We start from the raw sequence: 17147 nt of genomic DNA on the forward strand, positions 1-17147 counted from the left end.
TTACAGCTTTTGCCTTAGAAAGCTAAAAGGGGGTAGTGGAAAGGGAAGAATAAAAGCATTTTCATTTCCGCTATGGATTGATTCTAGTTCTTTTCCATTTTCTAGGAGAATTTTGAAAAATTGCAAATATTTTTTGCCATTTTTGCTAAAAATTTCCCCAATTTCATTTTTGCTTTCTTTAATCTCGTCTAATTGCGCACTTACAATCTCTTTGGGTTCATTTAGTCGGATTGTGTGGCGACAAAGTGCGCTTTTACCATCTTCGCTGACTTCAGCATTGACTTGATAGCTTCCCTCACTAATTGCGGTGAGATGATTTTGTGTATTGAGTTTTTCATAAGGGCGGTGGATAATATAACCATCACTAAATCCGCGATTTTTTAATGTATCAAGCTCATGCGTATATTTTTGCTCCATAAATACACCTTTAGCATAGTCTTGTAATGCCATTTTATAGGCAAATGCTGTGATTCCTGCATAATAGGCAGATTTTGTCCGCCCTTCGATTTTCAAAGAATCAATCACACCACTTTCTAAAATGGTAGGAATATGAGCAACTAAGTTTAAATCTTTGGAGTTAAAAATATGCGTCCCTACACCTTCTTTCTCTTCTAAGCGCATCATTACGCCATTATCGGGATTTCGTGCATAAATTTCCTTGCCACTAAAGCGCACAAGCGCATCATTTTCTTCATTGCGCACATAATATTCATAATCAAAACGGCAATCATTTGCGCAGCTTCCACGATTTGGGACGCGTCCGCTTTGTAAGGCAGAGATTAAACAACGTCCAGAGAATGCAAAACACATTGAGCCATGAATAAAAATTTCTAATTCTAAATCTGGGATTGTTTGTTTGATTGCAATGGCGTCTTTTAAGCTAAGCTCCCTTGCAGCAACAATGCGCTTAACGCCTAATTCATAAAAGACTTGTGCATCAAGCACATTTAGCACATTTGCTTGCGTAGAAAGGTGGATTGGAATCTCTGGGGCAATTTGACTTGCTAACTTTATAACGCCCGGAGTTGCGATAATAAAAGCATCAGGCTTTAAAGAAGCCATTTTTTCAATATGAGATTCTAGTAATTTTAATTGTGAGTTAAAAGGAAAGCCATTAATAGTAACATAGATTTTTTTCCTTTTTTGGTGCGTATAATCAACACCTTCTTTAAAGGTGTCAAAGTCAAATTCTTTACCAGAGCGATTGCGCAAAGAAAAGTGGCTAACGCCACCATATACAGCGTCAGCTCCATATTCTAATGCAATTTTTAGTTTTTTAAGATTCCCAGCAGGAGAGAGGAGTTCTGGAATCTTTGGAAGATTTAGATTGTGGCTTTGCATTTAAACTTATTTGCCAAAATTCGCAATCAAAGCTTCAATCTCACTCTCATCAACAACATTTTCAGTTTTGTCCCCTTGAATATGTACAGCAGAGCTAACACGCTTGTTATCATCAATTTTGCCCTCAAAAAGCGAACTCATATATCTTGCAAGGGCGCGCATAATGTTAATAACGCGTTCAATTTTTTGACGATGAATATCTTGATATTGCATAGCTTCCATTGCTTCTAGGGAAATAGTCGCAATCTCTTGCAAAGAATCGGAAACTTTTTGCACATTTGCTTTGACTTTTTGCACAGCTTCCAACTGCTGATTAAAAGTGTGGAAATCAGGAAATTTCGCGTGGAGTTTTTGCAATAATTCTTCTTGAGAATCAACAAACTGCTGAATCTCACCAAAGGCATCTTCAATGTCTGCATCTAGGTTATTGATTTTTTCTAGCTTATCAAACATTTCGGTAGCTTTAATTTCGGAATCACGCGTAACATCATCTAACTGATGCACTACTTTATGTTCTGCTGTTGGTGGCGGTGGAGGCCAGCTCACATCTTGTTCGATAGAAAAATCATCTGCTTTTGCTTCGCTCTTGATTGTTGGGTCTGTTTGGATTGTGGAGTCCTCACCCGCTTCTTCGCCCGCACTTTCTTCTATGTTTTCTTGCGCATCCCCTTGTGCAAAATCATCCATATCGCTACCTAGCAATGAATCCAATTCCTCTTGCGTCATTCTTAAACCTTGAAATAAATTGAAAATTGCCTAAATTATACGATTATTTTTTTATAATTTTGTTTAAACAGAAAGCGATTCCTTAAAAAAGTGGTTTATCCATTTCATTTGGAATCGCAATTCCCATAAGTTTTAAAATACTCGGTGCGATATTATTTAATCCTCCATTTTGCACACTTTCTACTCCTTCTGCTGCTACAAAACACCATACACTGCCTACAGTGTGGTTAGTTAATGCTTCACCCTTTGCATTTTTCATAGCTTCACAATTTCCATGATCGCTTGTTAAAACAAAACCATAATTTAATTCTTTTGCCTTTGTGTAAATTCTACCTAGTTCAAAATCGACCGCTTCTACTGCTTTTATTGCTGCTTCATAATTCCCTGTGTGTCCGACCATATCGCCATTTGCAAAATTAACAACAATAAAATCATAGCCATTATCCATTGCGTTTAAAACTGCATTGCCGACTTCTTTTGCACTCATTTCTGGTTGTAAATCATAAGTTTTTACTTTTGGTGAAGGCACTAAAAGGCGTGTTTCATTAAGATGTGGTTCTTCCATTCCTCCATTAAAAAAGAAAGTAACATGGGCGTATTTTTCTGTTTCTGCGGTGTGGAATTGGCGCAAATTATGCTTAGAAATCACTTCTGCAAGAGTATTTTTGATATTTTCTTTAGGAAAAAGGATAGGAAAAGTGAAAGTTTTATCATAGGGTGTCATTGTAAGTAGCGGAATTTTGGTAAATTTCTTGCGTGTAAATCCACTAAATTCCACATTTCCTAGCGCGCTGACAATTTCTCTTGCTCTGTCGCTTCTAAAATTCACGAAAATGATTCCATCATCTTGTGCGATTCCGCTATATCCATTAAAGCTTGCAGGCTCTATAAATTCATCAAAAATTTCTTTTGTAAATTGTGCTTGTAAATATTCTTGCGGATTGATATTTTGTAAATTTTCACCAAGTGCGATTGTGTTGTATGCAAGCTCGATTCTCTCCCAGCGATTATCTCTATCCATTGCAAAATAACGCCCACTAAGACTTACAACACAAATATTTTTACCCTTTATTGTCTGCTCTATCGTCTCTAAAAAATGTGGAGCAGTTTTTGGCACAACATCACGTCCATCTGTGATTAAATGCAACAAAACTTCACATTGGGATTCCAATCCTTCTGCAAGTGCTAAAATATGGTTTAAATGGCTATGCACACCACCATCACTCATTAACCCAATTAAATGCACACGCTTGCAAGATTTAATGGAATCTAGGGCAGGATTTTGCATTAATGTCTTATCTTGGATTGTTTTATTGATTTTTACCAAATCTTGATACAGGATTCTACCGCTACCTAAACTCATATGCCCAACTTCAGAGTTTCCCATTTGTCCTTCTGGTAATCCCACAGACAAGCCAAAAGTTTCAATCATACCATAAGGCACTTCTGCAAAAAGCTTGTCATAAGTCGGTTTTTTTGCGTGAAAAAAGGCATTATAATTTTGATTTTCGTTATATCCGATTCCATCTGTAATGATTAAAATTGTTTTCATTTGGGGATTTTTTCCTAATTTTTAAAGTTATTTTAGGTAGAATCCTACCTAATTTTTTCCTAAAATTTCATTTATAAGTGTTAGATTTATGCTTTATTATTTATATGCCTTTTTTGATATTAATTTGTTTCAGTATATTACAGTGCGTTCAGCCATAGCATTTTTTACTGCTTTTTTGCTTACGATTTTTATATTGCCTTATTATATTGTGTGGGCGCAAAAAAAGCAGGCAAATCAGCCAATTTCAAAATTTGCTCCTAAAAACCATCGCCAAAAAGCAAACACGCCAACAATGGGTGGAATCGTTTTTGTTGGCACAACATTGCTTGCGACATTACTTTGTGCAAAACTTACACATGCTTATATTTTGCTTGGAATCTTAACTTTGCTTTGTTTTGCTCTACTTGGAGTTAGTGATGATTATTCTAAAATCTCGCAAAATAAAAATGCTGGAATGTCTGCTAAAAAAAAGTTTTATTTACAAATTTTTATGAGTTTTATATTGTCTTTGGCTTTGTATTGGACGCCTTTAAATACAGAATTTTATGTGCCATTTTTCAAAAATTCTCTTTTTGATTGGGGGATATTTGGGGTTTTGTTTTGGACACTTGTGTTTGTAGCAACAAGTAATGCAGTCAATCTCACAGATGGTTTAGATGGTTTAGTTGCGATTCCATCTATTTATGCGCTCACTTCTTTAAGTGTGTTTGTGTATGTAACTGGGCATAGTGGATTAAGCGCATATCTTTTATATCCAAAAGTGCTTGATAGCGGAGAGCTTGTGATTTTATCTGCAGCTTTGATTGGAGCTCTCATTGGGTTTTTGTGGTATAACTGCCACCCTGCACAAGTGTTTATGGGGGATAGCGGGAGCTTAAGTCTTGGGGGATTTATTGCTTATATGGCGATTGTTTCTAAAAATGAGATTCTATTATTTTTGATTGGGTTTATTTTTGTGGTGGAAGCTTTGTCTGTAATTTTACAAATTGGAAGTTACAAAACGCGTGGGAAAAAGATATTTCTTATGGCACCTTTGCACCACCATTTTGAAGAAAAAGGTTTAAGTGAAAGTAAGATTATTGTGCGCTTTTGGATTGTTGCACTAATGAGTAATCTTATTGCGCTCTTAACGCTAAAACTCCGCTAAAGGATATATAATGCTAATACTTTTGGGGTTTGGAGGGACAAATCAAGCGATTGCAGAATCGTATGCCCCAGTTTTGGTTTTTGATGATAATTTTAACACGCTAAGTTATGATGATTTTGGAAATGCACTTTATCCTAGTGCGTATTTACCAGAAGTTTTATCAACACATCTTGATGCACAGATTATTACAAGTCCCGGGATTCCACCAAGTAATACAATGGTGCAAACAGCCCTTTCTTTTATCAAACAATATCCTAGTATGCACTTTTTAAGTGAATATGATTTTTTTGCTTCCAAAATGCCAGCGTCTGTGTGGATTAGTGGGACAAATGGTAAAACAACAACAACACAAATGCTAACACATTTGCTACAATCTTTTGGCGCGCAAAGTGGTGGAAATATTGGCACACCTTTAGCGAAATTAGACTTTAATGCTCCTCTTTGGGTGCTAGAAACAAGTTCTTTTACGCTGCATTACACAGAAATTGCAAAGCCAAATTTATATCTTTTGCTTCCTATTTCTCAAGACCATATTAGTTGGCATGGAAGTTATGCAGATTATATTGCTGATAAGCTAAAGCCGATTCTATCCTTAGGAGAAAAAGAAATTGCAATTTTGCCTAAAAGTGTTGAGGGGCATTCTTATTGTAAGGAATCGCTTGGGAAGCTTATATTTTATGAAAATGCAAATGATTTGGCAAAAGAATTTGGGCTAGATTTAAAACAAATCCACTTTAAAGAGCCATTTTTATTAGATGCGACTTTGGCTTTATGTGCAGAAAAAATTTTATTTTTACAAAATAATTACGCGCTTTTAAATGCCTTTAAAATTGGGGCGCATAAAATGGAAGAATTTTATGACAAAGCAGGGAATCTTTGGGTTGATGATAGCAAAGGAACGAATATTGATGCAACGATGGAAGCACTAAAATGTTATCAAGACAAAAAGATTCTTTTAGTGCTTGGTGGTGATGATAAGGGTGCAGATTTAAGTCCGCTTTTTGGCGTAATTCAAAGATTGGAAGTTGAGATTTTTGCGATTGGAAGTAATACAGAAAAGCTTTGCGCTCTTGCGCAAGGAATCGCACAATGTCAAGCTTGCTACACGCTTGAAGTAGCGGTAAAAAGCATAAAACAAAGGCTTTTAGAAAGTAAAGATTCTAAAAATTATGTCGCAATGTTATCCCCTGCTGCTGCAAGCTTAGACCAGTTTAGCTCTTATAAAGAAAGGGGCGAGAAGTTTAAGCTTAATGCCCTTAGTTAAACTCAATAGGGTCTAAGTCAATCTCGCAAGTAAAGTTACGCAGTGGCAAAAGTGCAATGTGTAAATCTTTTGCACTTGGTGAGCGCAATAAAATTAAATATCTCCATTTGTCTAAAATGCGTTCAATCGGTGCTTCTCCGCTGCCTACAATCTCAACATTTAGCATTTTTTCTTGGATTTGCTGCTTAAGAATATTTAAGGCTTCTTGCATATAATTTTGTGCTTTTATTTGATTTTTATGGTTGAAGTGGATAAGTCCTAAACGCGCAAAAGGGGGATATAAATTATCACGCATTGCAAGTTCATCTTCTAAAAATAATTGATAATCTTGTAAATAATATTTAAAAAAATCCGGATAAATTGTCTGAATGATGACTTCTCCACTTTCCTTGCGTCCGCTTCTTCCAGAGAGTTGAAACATTAAGGCTAATGCGCGCTCTCTTGCTCTATAATCACTTCCTTTTAAAATATAATCGAGCCCCAAAGCAACGCTTAATGCCACATTGTGGTAATCATGTCCTTTGGAGAGCATTTGTGTTCCCACTAAAATATCAAGAGTTTTGTGATTAAAAGCATCAAGGGTTTGTGTAAGTTTTTTTTGTGTTGTGATAGAATCGCGGTCAAAACACGCAATATTACTATTTGGCAAGGATTTTTGCAAAGTTTTTGCAAATTCTTGTGTTCCTATGCGCAAGGATTGTAACTCACTCTTACAATTTGGGCAAACTTTGGGAATAGGGCATGTGTAGTGGCAATAATGGCATTTTAGGCTAGAATCCTTAGAGTGCAAACTCAAAGATACACTACAATTTGGGCATTCTATTGTTTCTTTGCATTGTGCGCAAAGCAAATGTTTGAAATTAGCGCGTGTAGGCAGAAAAACAATGGCTTGTTTTGCATTTTCAAAGTTTTTTTGTAATGCTTCTAAAATTGTAGGCTCTACGGATTCTGCACTTTGGCAAAAATGATAATGTTTTTGTGTCTCAAAATGCGTGCCTTTTAGACGAAAGAGACTATTTTGTATTTTAGCGCGATGATAGGTTGTAACAAGTGGGGTTGCAGAGCCTAGCAGAATTTTAAGATTCTGGGTTTTAGCAAGATAGAGTGCAACATCGCGCGCATGGTAGCGTGGGTTTGAGCTTGATTTATAAGCATCATCGTGTTCTTCATCAATAATGATTAAATCTAAATTTGTAAGTGGAAGAAATAATGCTGAACGTGCGCCAGCTAGGATTCTTATTTTGCCTCCTTTTAAATTTTGCAAGATTTTATTTTTTTTAGCTTTAGTAACTTTAGAATGCCAAAAAGCCAAACAATCCCCAAAAATTGTTTTTAAACGTTTTTCCATTTGCGGAGTTAAAGCAATTTCAGGTATTAAAAATAAGACATTTTTGCCTTTTTTAAGTGTTTGATTAAATAAGTGCATATAAATTTCTGTTTTACCGCTGCCTGTATCTCCAAAAAGTAAGGAATCTTGGTGTGTATTAATAAAATTCAAAGCTTCAAGCTGTTTTTTGCTCAAAGGATTTAAGGGAAAATCTAAGGATTCTAATTGTGTCGTATAGGAATCTTCAAAAGGAGTAAAAAGACTAAAAGCAAGAGAATGTGATGTGCAATAATAGCTTGCAATAAATTCTGCAAGTTGGCATTGGGATTGTGAAAAGTGGAATCCTAAAGGCATGGCTTTTTTGCATTCAAATTTTGGTTCTTGGCATTCTTGTAGCACAACACCTTTAGTTTCTTTGGAATGTAAAGAAATACTAACAAGTCTGCCTTTTTGTAGTGGAATCTCGCTGAAATAGGTTAGCAAAGGAGAATTTTGCTTTAAGATAATAATATGGTAGAAAAATTTTTGCAAGTGCTAGTTTTGATTAGGTTGTTCTTCTGGAATCTGAAGTTTTTGTGTCGCTTGAATAATGCTAGATTCTAGTATGGTTTTTACTTCATAAGATTCCAAAAACGCACGCAAAAGGTCGCGTGGATTTATGGTGTTAGAAGTATCTGTAATTGCTTTTAGCGCATCAAGGGTTGTAGGGGAAATCTCGTTAGTTGGAATATCAAAAAAACGCCCAGAGACGCAAACACGAAAAATATTATCCATAAAATTTAGCGTCCTAGTGCATTTTGGATTTTGCTTAATACGCCTTCTAGCTCACGCTCTTTTGCGCCGATTTCATCATAAAGTGAGCTAATTTCAGAATTTTTTGCTTCATTTTCAGCTTTTAAAAGCACGATTTGTTGGCGCAAGGATTGGTTTTCATCACGTTGTTTTTGCAGCGCATCAACAAGCGCATCAACGCTTTCTAGGAGTTTGTTTGAAATATTTTTAGCTTCTTCCATTGCGATTCCTTGATTTAAATGAGTGCTATATTTTAGCATTATTTTTTAGGATTTTTAGAAATTTTGCTAAATTTTTAAGGAACCTTTTAAGAGAAAAGGTGTTTTAGATGATTTGCGTGAAAATATACACAGAAAAAAACAAAGCTTTAGTTTTAATGATTAAAAAGGAGAAACAATGAAAATCAATAAATTTAAATCATTCCTGCTCGCAAGTCTTATGCTTTTAGGAGTATCTCAACTTCAAGCGCAATCCACAGAGGATTTTTCCTGTCAAAGAGAATATGAATTAGGAATACACAAAGGTTATGATAAAGGTTTAGAATTAGGAATGAAAAATGGCTATGAAAGAGGCGAAAAGATACATTAAATGACATTAAGGAAATATTAAAACTTTATGAGAGTAAATATATTATTCCTTCTCGGCAAAAACGATTATTGCAAGATACTGATATTGAAGAATGGCAAAATTTTAAACTTCAAAAGACAAGCAAAAACTTAGATATTATTAAAAAAGCAAAAGTCTTATATGGTGAAGAGGAAAACTCTTATAATGTGCTTTTCTTCAGTGAATTAGAGAAAAAAGACTTCTGTGCGCAATTTGGAATCTGCCAGTAAGGAGAAGTAATGAAAAAAATAAATCAAAATCCTCAATTAGCAGGTAAAATTCATTGTTGCGCTCCGCAAAATGCAGAGCAACAATCAAGACTAATAAGCCTTGACTATAATTATACAAAGAAGTATAATTACAACAATGAATGTGGTATTCATTTTTGCTCCTTAAAGGGCATAAATTTCAACCGCAGGGGGTTCAGACCTGTGGCTGACACCCTTAATGCAATTATAGCATACTCCAAAAAATCTACAAAAAAATCGTTGCAGCTTTTCTTTCATTAATGCTTTTTACAAATAACGCTTTTGCCATAGACTTAGGAAGTATTGCAGATTCTATGATTGATAATGCTTTAGGCAAATTTGGCAATTCTGTATTTGGTAATTTAAACAAATATTCTCAAGGATTACTTGAAGTTTGTTATGTGCCTGAAAATATAAATCTTAATGATTTGGGTGATATTTGCTCTCTAGCAGATACATTAGATAAATTAGAACTTGATGTATGCGCTATTGCTCCAAGCATACCTGGTATGAAAAAGAAAGATAGAAGCATAGGACTTAAAGGCGTTAAAAGATTTTGTAGAGATAAATCAAAAGAATTTGAAGACGCAGTTAGTGTTGGAGTAAGTGGTGTAGTAGAAAATGTGGGATTAGATGGTGAGGAACTTAAAGGAACACTACCAAGCGGTGAAAATGTAAAAGAATATTTACAAAAATGGGATTTAAAAAATGTGCTTCAAAATAGTGATTCTCCTGTTGCTAAATATTTTATAGAGGGCAAGTTTGAAGAAGTTTCTCTTTTTATGGAATATGCAAAAATTAATAACAAACCTATAAAAGATATAAAGGTAGATGATATTAAAGCACCTGCTTCATTGGAGGCTTATAAAAATGGAATTCAAGAAGCAATTAGAACTAAAAAATCTTTAAATGAGGACTTAAGCACAAACTCTATAAGTAATATTATAAAAGAAAAAGTCAAAGGTAAAAAAGAACAAGAAGCAACCACTGCAAGCAATGAATATATGAATAAAGTGAAGCAGGAATTTAATGTTGCTAAAAACAATGAAATTGCCTATCTAAAAGCAACAACAAGCCAAAAATATCCAATTCCTATTTGATTTGCGTCCTAAAGTTATTTCAGAGATTAGAAAACAACAAATGCAAGAAATTGAACTCATCTCCAACATAGAATACAAATACCAAAGAAAATATGAACTTGCAAAATTAATTGCGGATAAAGAAATTATCCTTGCACAAGAATTTGATGAGGATTCTGCAAAAGCAGAAATAGACAATCTTGTAAATTCTGTAAAGTAATAGGGGAATAAATGGAAAATCTTAATCAAGAATCACAAACAACAGAGACAACAGAAGTAAAAAAAGTAGAAGCTAAAGCCAAAAAAGGCGAAAGAAAAGAGCATTCTAAAGAATCTCTAAACTTTAAATGTGAGCAGTTTTTTGGTAAGAATTGGAAATTTGTAGGAGGATTTATTGCAGTTGCGCTTTTAGTCTTTGCTTATGAAATTTCAAATATTAGTGAGAGAATGGAAACATTAGAAGAAGTCGTTAGAGAAAATAATGGTAAAGTCGTGCTAACCACAACAGATGGGAGAGCTATCAAAGTAACTAAAGAACCACTAAAAGCAGAATATCTCAAGCAATTTGCTATTTCTATCTTTTTAAATAATTTCATTGTTTCAAGAAGCCAGCTAACAAATAATTTTGAAAAGCCAAATTTCAAAAACTATGATGAAGTGTTAGATAATGTGCCAAGTCTCCGCAATATTTTAAGAAACTTTATAGATTCTAAAAATGATGAGAAAGCAGGAATCAAAGCAAATCCACAAGCAGTGGGAGATTTAAGGGCTTATGTGCAATGGCTAATTTCTGCAGTAGCACAAGATAAACTTCCTGAATATATCGCGATTAAAGATTATAACCTAGAAAAATATGAGTATAGTGGAAATTCCTTTGATATAGAGCTTTCTATTATCATCATAGCTCAAAGTTATATCCTAAGCCAAAATGAATACAAGCAACAACAAGGAATCTTTAAATTAAAAGCACAAGGCGATTTTGATTTAAGCAAATCTAGCGATATTAATCCCTATGGAATGCGTATTAATTCTTTAAAGATTCAACCTGTGGTGAAAGATACTAAAGCTTAATCAAGATAATCAACTAGACTTGGTTTATTAACTAAAGAGGCAAAAATGGATGAAAATATTATAAAAATTTTTAAACTTTATGGAAAACTACAAGAATTACTAGGAAAAGAAGCGGTAGCTAATTTAACAATACTATACAACAGACATCCTGAAATGTTTGTAGATATTGAAGATGTAACAAATACAATTAATAAAGTCATTGCAAAACCAGAAATAATTGTTGAAGCCAAAAGAGATAACTTAGTAAGCGGTGAGGACGCCCAACCCTCACATCCCGATAAAAATCGGGTTTGGGCAACTGACATATCTAGTATGTGTTCGCTTACTTCAAGTAACATTATATCAAAATCTAACGATGTATTACAAGAATCTCCCAACAAAAATTCTTCTGATAATTTCTCTTTATTAGACAAACTAGAATCCAACCAACAAGCAATCAATCAAACTCCAAGAGTAGATGAAATTTTAAAAAATCAAGATTCTACAAAAGATTCAAACTCTCAAGATTTTAAAGATTCTGCATTAGAACAAAACAAAAGGAAGTTAAAATGAGTGTAGCATTGAGTGTATTGGCTTTAGCAGGACTTACAGGAGCATATATCGGATTAAAGAAAAAAGACCCACAAATGAGCATAAGCCATTGTTTTTTAGATAAACTTGCTTATCCTATTACAAATCTTTTAATGATTACCACAGCAATAGCCTTTTTTTGATAGATTCTTTGAATGAAGATTGTGTTTTAACAAATACTCCATTTAACGAACTCTATGGAATAAAAATAAGTGGTAATCAAAATATAGAAGAACATTTGCCAAGTGAAATCATCAAGCAACTTATCAATGATAATAAAGAAAGTGAAAATGCGTTCTTTTGGTATGTGTTATATAAAAACAATCATTATCAAGCACAATACATTTTAAGCCACAACAAAATCATTGCAAAGACTTTTGCTAATTTATATGATACAAATCTACTAAGCGGAGAAGAGCTAACAAATGTATTATATTGGCAACTCTTACAAACTTCTTTTGCTACACAAAATAAACAGATTATTCCAAACATAACAATTAAAAAAGATTCTGAATTTTCTGAACCTCCATTTTTAAGTTTTGCAAGACTTGCTAAACAAGCTATTAGAAAAAATTACAAAGAAGTAAATATTTTTCAAGCCTTTAAACATTTAGACATTAAACAAAGCTCCATTAGCGACTTATTTAAATTAAATTTTGAGGGAAGTATTTGGTTTTATATTAATCTCTCTAGCCACTCTGTGCAAAATCACATTTCAAGATTAATCCAACACGCTAAACTTACAGGAGATAAACGACCTTTTGTTACACTGCAAGAATCTTATAATGCTAAAGAATTTGATTGCGCAATTATTAACGCAATTGCTTATTTAAAAAATTATGATGAGGAAATTATTGGGAGTTTAGGTAGCAATTTAAAATGTAGTTTTATAGCAAAAGAGCTTTTCAAAGAACGCCATTTAAGAAAAAATCCTATAAAGTATAGAGATAGTGAGTTTGATTTTATTGTCAAAAGCGATTATCTTTATGATTTTATTGCGTCTGTGCATAAGAGAAATAATAAAAAGCCTGATATTTATGGAACTGACAAACAAGGCGGATTTATCAATTATAGTTTTAGTTTAGAAAATGATAATCCACATATATGTATTATCGCCACGAGCGGAAGTGGTAAAAGTGTTAGCAAACAAAAAATAATGGCACAACTCTTAGGATTAAACTTTTTAAATGGAGAATGTAGAGATTTAGGAACTTTAGTTAAAGTTAGAAGCTATGATATAGGATTTAGCGATTTTAAATTTGTAAATTTAATCAAAAGCAATCCAAATAACAATGTAATGCACATAGAGAGTGATTTCTATCATTTTAGCTACAATATCGCACATTTACCAAATTTGCAAGATAAAGAAGCCTTTGAAGCAGATTTACAATTTAATGTGGATTTAATTAGCATTATCCTTGAAACACAAAATGCGCAACCTTTAACCATTGAAGAAGTAGCATTTTTAAAAGAAATATTCCGCAAAATCTACCAAACAAAAGAGTATCAAAAATATAGAGTAAGGAATTTGGAAGAGAAAAATAAAGAAGTTTATGACGAACTTTTATCTTTAGGCTATGAATCAACCACATTATTAGAGGAATTAAAAGAAAAGAAGTATAATTATTTAAAATCTCCACTCTTAATTGATATTGCTAAACTAGCAAATAGAGAAGCGCAAAATCAACAATTAAAAGAAGCTGATAGGAAAGCTTATCAATCTTTAGCAAGCAAGCTTTTTGCAATAGACAAATTAGAAGTCTTTTCAAATTTTGATAAAGGAGATATTGTAAATTGCGATTTTTTAAGTATGGATTTAAATAACTTCAAAGAATCCACTCTCTTCACCCCTATATTTTTATCAATCTTTCAAAAAACATATCTAAAAGATAGAGATTTTGCCATTAACCAAAGAAAAAATGGTAAGCCTATTCCAAAGCTCTTTTACGCTATTGAGGAAGCAAGAAACTACTTTAGAGTGCCTTACTTCACTACAATGTTTGAAAAACTTGCGTTAGAGGCTAGAAAATACAATGTGCATTTGTGTTTTATCGTGCAAAATGCAGAACATATTCCATTGGGGATTCTAAAAAACATTGATACAAGAATCTTTTTGCTTAGACCAGATAAAAAATTAGAAGTAATACAAGGCGCAAAAAATGCGTTAGAGATTCCAAAAAATGTAGAAATAGCCTTACTAAATACCCAAAAATATGAAATGTGTGTATGGTATAGCAGTGGAGTATTTCATATGAGATTTGAAATCAACGATGATGAAATGAAAGTTTTTAGCACAAATCCAAATGAAGAGGTAGATGAAGCAGAAGCAATAGGAAAAGAGTAATGAAAAAAGAAAAAAGAGGAATCTATAATGTAACTTTTAATGAAAAGAACTCTACACCCATTAATGCAGAATTAGAGGCTATTGAAAATGCAATCATTGATTATGTGATTCATTATGTTAAGGGTTTTCACAATCCATATAGAGACAGAGGACTTGGAGCAAATCATATCAAACTTCATTTAGAAGAAAATAGTGAAGGACAAATTACAATAGAAGAACTTTTAAATCTTGGGAATTCTATAAGAGAATATTTAAAGGCATTTAAAGAGCCTTTTATAGACGAAAAAGAAGCTAAAATTTATGAATGGGAAAATGACAAAGGGATTAGATTTAGAGCCATTACTGATAAGATAGGTGAAAAGCATTTAAAAAATATTACTGAAGATTATCAAAGGGGAGGGACACAACTTCCACTCTCCCCCTCTGATGAACAAATTATAACCTTTTATTCTGATAGGAATCTTAAGGACCAAATGGAATTTAAGAATCCAAAGGTTATAGAGTATTATCAAAATCAAAATTTAATAAGCAATGATTTACTATCCAAACTAGAAGCAAACCAACAAGTAATCAATCAATCTCCAAGAGTAGATGAAATTTTTAAAAATCAAGATTCTATAAAAGATTCAAACTCTCAAGATTTTAAAGATTCTGCATTAGAACAAAACAAAAGGAAGTTAAAATGAGTGATAAAGAATTAGAAATCTTTAATCTTTGTGAGCGATTAGCAGAACTTCTTGGAGATAAAGAAGCCATTGCAGATTTAAAAAGATTATATGAGAAACACCCTGAAATGTTTAAAAATATGCAAGAAGTATCAGAAACAATTAAAGAAGTGGTGGAAGAGCCTGATTTAATAATGAAAAATCCTACACCCATTGGTGAGAAAGATTACATTGCAGCCAAAAAGTTAGGACAAAAAGATATGGGAGATATAGGTATCCGAAATGATAGAGGCACAAATATAATTTATCATACTAACAAAAAAGGAGAAAGGGATTTTAGAAGACTACAAAGAGTAAAAGAAAAATTAGAAGCTGATAGTGGAGACGCCCTCTCTCTCCACACTCCAAGTCAAGCTTGGATGGGCGCGAATGTTGTGTCAAGCACACTTTCATCAACTTCTACTGAAATTATACCACAATCCAAAGACAATCTTAAGCAAAACACTCTACACAATCAAAATTTAGTGAGCAATGATTTACTATCCAAACTAGAAGCAAACCAACAAGCAATCAATCAATCTCCAAGAGTAGATGAAGTTTTAAAAAATCAAGATTCTACAAAAGATTCAAATTCTCAAGATTCTAAAGATTCTGCATTAGAACAAAACAAAAGGAAGTTAAAATGAGTGTAGCATTAAGTGTATCAGTATTACAAAAATTACTAGGAGCAGAGCAATGAAAAAAATAATAATTTTACTAACATTATTAATTAGTATTGTATGGGCAAATACAGGGGATGGAGGCGGAAAAGCACCAACTACAACCGCGCAAGAATTAAAAAAGATATTGCCAAATGACGACCAAGTAGTTAATGGCACTTGTTCTTGGAAATGCAGAAGCGTAAGTGGTGGCTATGTAACACAAATTAGTGGATTTGATTTTAAAAGTGGGACCACATATTGTAGAATCTACTCTAGGGAAAACTTAGATGAAGCATTGCTTTTAATGCTTCAAGTAAATGTGTGATTTCTTCTTGTGTGTGCGTGTAATGAAGATTTAGTCGAATCCAACCGGGTTTTTGTGTGAAAATTGTATTGTCTTCTAATTCTAGCAAATCATGCCCATAAGGTCCTGCGCAAGAACAGCCTGCGCGCACTAAGATTCCATATTTTTTAGAGAGTTCTTGGGCGATGGCAAAAGGAGAGATTCCATTAATGTTAAAGGAGAATATTCCTAAAGTATTATGCTCTAAATTCCCATAATACGTAATACGTGGTTCGTTTTCTAAAAACTCTCTAAAGATTTTGATATAAGGAAGTTTTGCTTCTTTAATCCATTCTAATTTTATTTCTTGACGCAAAGTAAAGCCTAAATACGCGCGTAGAAATTCTAGGATTCCAGGAGTTCCAGCTTCTTCACGTTGTTCATCTTTGCCAAAATATTGCGCACTTGTGCGCGAAACATAACCCACAGTCCCACCACCACAAAAAGTTGGTGGCAATGTTTTGTCAATTAATGCACGATGAATGATTAAGATTCCGCTACTTCCAATCCCGCCAAAAAGCTTGTGCGGGGAGAGAAAGATTGCGTCATAAAATTGGGGAGAAATTTCAAAATAAGGAGCACTGCTTGCGCAATCAAAACAAACAATTCCGCCAAATTGGCGCACTAAATGCGAGATTTCTTGGTAGGGAATAAGAATCCCGCTAACATTTGAGCCTAAAGAGAAAGAGCTGATAATTTTGCGCCCTTTATTTGCATTTAAAATCTTTTTTAAAGCGTTCAAGTCAAAAAGTCCTTCAGCATTTAGCGGCACGCGCACCACTTCACATAAACCTTCTCTAAAGCTAAGTTCGTTGCTATGGTGTTCATAAGGTCCAATAATCACTAAAGGGAGTGTGGATTTATCAAGATTTTGCAAATTTAAAAGAGATTTAGTTTTTGGAGGAATATAGATTCCTAATAATTCTTGAAATTTTTTAATTGCTGCTGTGGAACCAAAACCACAAGAGATTAGCGCAAAATTAGAATCTAGCCCAAAATAACCTTTTAATCGCTCTCTTGCTCCTTCATAGAGATTGTCCATTAACTCCGCATTGGCATTGCTTTGAGAATGCGTATTTGCATAAAAAGGAAGCACAGATTGTATGCGTGATTCCACGCATTTTGCTGCAAGCCCGCTAGCCGTCCAGTCAAAATAATGGAATCCTTTTTGTAAAATGCAAGCTTCTTTTAAAAGAATGCGTTTGGATTCTAAATCTTTGGGCAGTGTTTCAAAAAGGGGAGTGAAAAAATCCATAATCTTCCTAAATTTTATCTTGCAAATGCGATTAAAAGCGCGCATTTTACCACAGATTTTTTAACATTGCGCTTGTTTTAAAGTAATGCTATACTTCGGCTTTATTTTGGAGTTTT

At 33.7% G+C, this 17147-nt stretch carries 21 protein-coding genes; 14 read left to right on the forward strand and 7 right to left on the reverse strand.

Translation table 11 applies throughout. The features are described from left to right. The 3 genes from LS70_RS02255 to gpmI form a co-directional block, all read right to left on the reverse strand. A complete protein-coding gene (locus LS70_RS02255) occupies positions 1-1341 on the reverse strand; it encodes a peptidase U32 family protein (protein ID WP_034291018.1) in 1341 nt (446 codons plus the stop codon). A 6-nt stretch (positions 1342-1347) separates the two neighbouring features. Next, on the reverse strand, positions 1348-2067 hold the full coding sequence (locus LS70_RS02260) for a hypothetical protein (protein WP_034291016.1): 720 nt from the start codon (positions 2065-2067) through the stop codon (positions 1348-1350). A gap of 82 nt (positions 2068-2149) precedes the next feature. Continuing rightward, positions 2150-3619 carry a 2,3-bisphosphoglycerate-independent phosphoglycerate mutase gene (gpmI, locus tag LS70_RS02265; RefSeq protein WP_034291014.1) on the reverse strand — a complete coding sequence of 490 codons (1470 nt, stop codon included), beginning with the start codon at positions 3617-3619 and terminating at the stop codon, positions 2150-2152. An 88-nt stretch (positions 3620-3707) separates the two neighbouring features. Between gpmI and mraY the strand changes: the two genes are divergently transcribed. Both mraY and murD read left to right on the forward strand, forming a co-directional pair. Next, positions 3708-4766, forward strand: coding sequence for a phospho-N-acetylmuramoyl-pentapeptide-transferase (gene mraY / locus LS70_RS02270; RefSeq protein WP_034291013.1), 1059 nt, complete (start codon positions 3708-3710; stop codon positions 4764-4766). A 10-nt stretch (positions 4767-4776) separates the two neighbouring features. Continuing rightward, positions 4777-6030 carry a UDP-N-acetylmuramoyl-L-alanine--D-glutamate ligase gene (murD, locus tag LS70_RS02275; RefSeq protein ID WP_034291011.1) on the forward strand — a complete coding sequence of 418 codons (1254 nt, stop codon included), beginning with the start codon at positions 4777-4779 and terminating at the stop codon, positions 6028-6030. Here murD and LS70_RS02280 read toward each other — a convergent pair. Genes LS70_RS02280 through LS70_RS02290 form a run of 3 tightly spaced genes read right to left on the reverse strand, consistent with a single transcriptional unit; the run spans position 6023 to position 8370 of the window. Further along, positions 6023-7888: a primosomal protein N' gene (locus LS70_RS02280; protein ID WP_034291008.1), complete on the reverse strand. Its 1866-nt coding sequence runs from the start codon at positions 7886-7888 to the stop codon at positions 6023-6025. The two genes, murD and LS70_RS02280, sit on opposite strands and share 8 nt — an antisense overlap. 3 nt (positions 7889-7891) lie before the next feature. Further along, positions 7892-8131, reverse strand: coding sequence for a hypothetical protein (locus LS70_RS02285; RefSeq protein ID WP_034291006.1), 240 nt, complete (start codon positions 8129-8131; stop codon positions 7892-7894). 5 nt (positions 8132-8136) lie between these two features. After that, positions 8137-8370, reverse strand: coding sequence for a hypothetical protein (locus LS70_RS02290; RefSeq protein ID WP_034291004.1), 234 nt, complete (start codon positions 8368-8370; stop codon positions 8137-8139). Positions 8371-8545: 175 nt separating this feature from the next. Between LS70_RS02290 and LS70_RS02295 the strand changes: the two genes are divergently transcribed. The 12 genes from LS70_RS02295 (at position 8546) to LS70_RS02345 (ending at position 15758) form a co-directional block, all read left to right on the forward strand. Beyond that, a complete protein-coding gene (locus LS70_RS02295) occupies positions 8546-8737 on the forward strand; it encodes a hypothetical protein (RefSeq protein ID WP_034291003.1) in 192 nt (63 codons plus the stop codon). 68 nt (positions 8738-8805) lie between these two features. Further along, entirely contained in the window at positions 8806-8985 is a 180-nt protein-coding gene (locus tag LS70_RS02300; protein WP_034291001.1) for a hypothetical protein, read from the forward strand. A 9-nt stretch (positions 8986-8994) separates the two neighbouring features. Beyond that, on the forward strand, positions 8995-9264 hold the full coding sequence (locus LS70_RS02305; protein ID WP_034290999.1) for a hypothetical protein: 270 nt from the start codon (positions 8995-8997) through the stop codon (positions 9262-9264). Then, positions 9264-10103, forward strand: coding sequence for a hypothetical protein (locus LS70_RS02310; RefSeq protein ID WP_034290997.1), 840 nt, complete (start codon positions 9264-9266; stop codon positions 10101-10103). The genes LS70_RS02305 and LS70_RS02310 overlap by 1 nt, the downstream gene beginning before the upstream one ends. 40 nt (positions 10104-10143) lie before the next feature. Then, positions 10144-10302 carry a hypothetical protein gene (locus LS70_RS02315; protein WP_161594695.1) on the forward strand — a complete coding sequence of 53 codons (159 nt, stop codon included), beginning with the start codon at positions 10144-10146 and terminating at the stop codon, positions 10300-10302. 11 nt (positions 10303-10313) lie between these two features. Further along, positions 10314-11153, forward strand: coding sequence for a hypothetical protein (locus LS70_RS02320; RefSeq protein ID WP_201273951.1), 840 nt, complete (start codon positions 10314-10316; stop codon positions 11151-11153). A 45-nt stretch (positions 11154-11198) separates the two neighbouring features. Further along, positions 11199-11705: a hypothetical protein gene (locus LS70_RS02325; protein ID WP_138109308.1), complete on the forward strand. Its 507-nt coding sequence runs from the start codon at positions 11199-11201 to the stop codon at positions 11703-11705. Beyond that, positions 11702-11866 carry a hypothetical protein gene (locus LS70_RS09910; protein ID WP_161594696.1) on the forward strand — a complete coding sequence of 55 codons (165 nt, stop codon included), beginning with the start codon at positions 11702-11704 and terminating at the stop codon, positions 11864-11866. The genes LS70_RS02325 and LS70_RS09910 overlap by 4 nt, the downstream gene beginning before the upstream one ends. Beyond that, complete coding sequence (locus LS70_RS02330; RefSeq protein WP_034291394.1) at positions 11863-14067, forward strand: ATP-binding protein; 2205 nt, start codon at positions 11863-11865, stop codon at positions 14065-14067. Before LS70_RS09910 ends, LS70_RS02330 begins: the two co-directional genes overlap by 4 nt. Beyond that, positions 14067-14753, forward strand: coding sequence for a hypothetical protein (locus tag LS70_RS02335; RefSeq protein ID WP_236096422.1), 687 nt, complete (start codon positions 14067-14069; stop codon positions 14751-14753). Before LS70_RS02330 ends, LS70_RS02335 begins: the two co-directional genes overlap by 1 nt. Continuing rightward, positions 14750-15418, forward strand: a complete 669-nt coding sequence (locus LS70_RS02340; protein ID WP_236096423.1) for a hypothetical protein — start codon at positions 14750-14752, stop codon at positions 15416-15418. Before LS70_RS02335 ends, LS70_RS02340 begins: the two co-directional genes overlap by 4 nt. Positions 15419-15467: 49 nt before the next feature. Next, positions 15468-15758, forward strand: coding sequence for a hypothetical protein (locus tag LS70_RS02345; RefSeq protein ID WP_034290385.1), 291 nt, complete (start codon positions 15468-15470; stop codon positions 15756-15758). Here the strand turns inward: LS70_RS02345 and LS70_RS02350 are convergent. Then, on the reverse strand, positions 15706-17031 hold the full coding sequence (locus LS70_RS02350; RefSeq protein ID WP_081949827.1) for an aminotransferase class V-fold PLP-dependent enzyme: 1326 nt from the start codon (positions 17029-17031) through the stop codon (positions 15706-15708). The genes LS70_RS02345 and LS70_RS02350 overlap by 53 nt on opposite strands. Between the last annotated feature and the right edge of the window lie 116 nt (positions 17032-17147).

The sequence above is a fragment of the Helicobacter sp. MIT 11-5569 genome (assembly GCF_000765695.2).
In the GTDB taxonomy this organism is placed as follows: domain Bacteria; phylum Campylobacterota; class Campylobacteria; order Campylobacterales; family Helicobacteraceae; genus Helicobacter_D.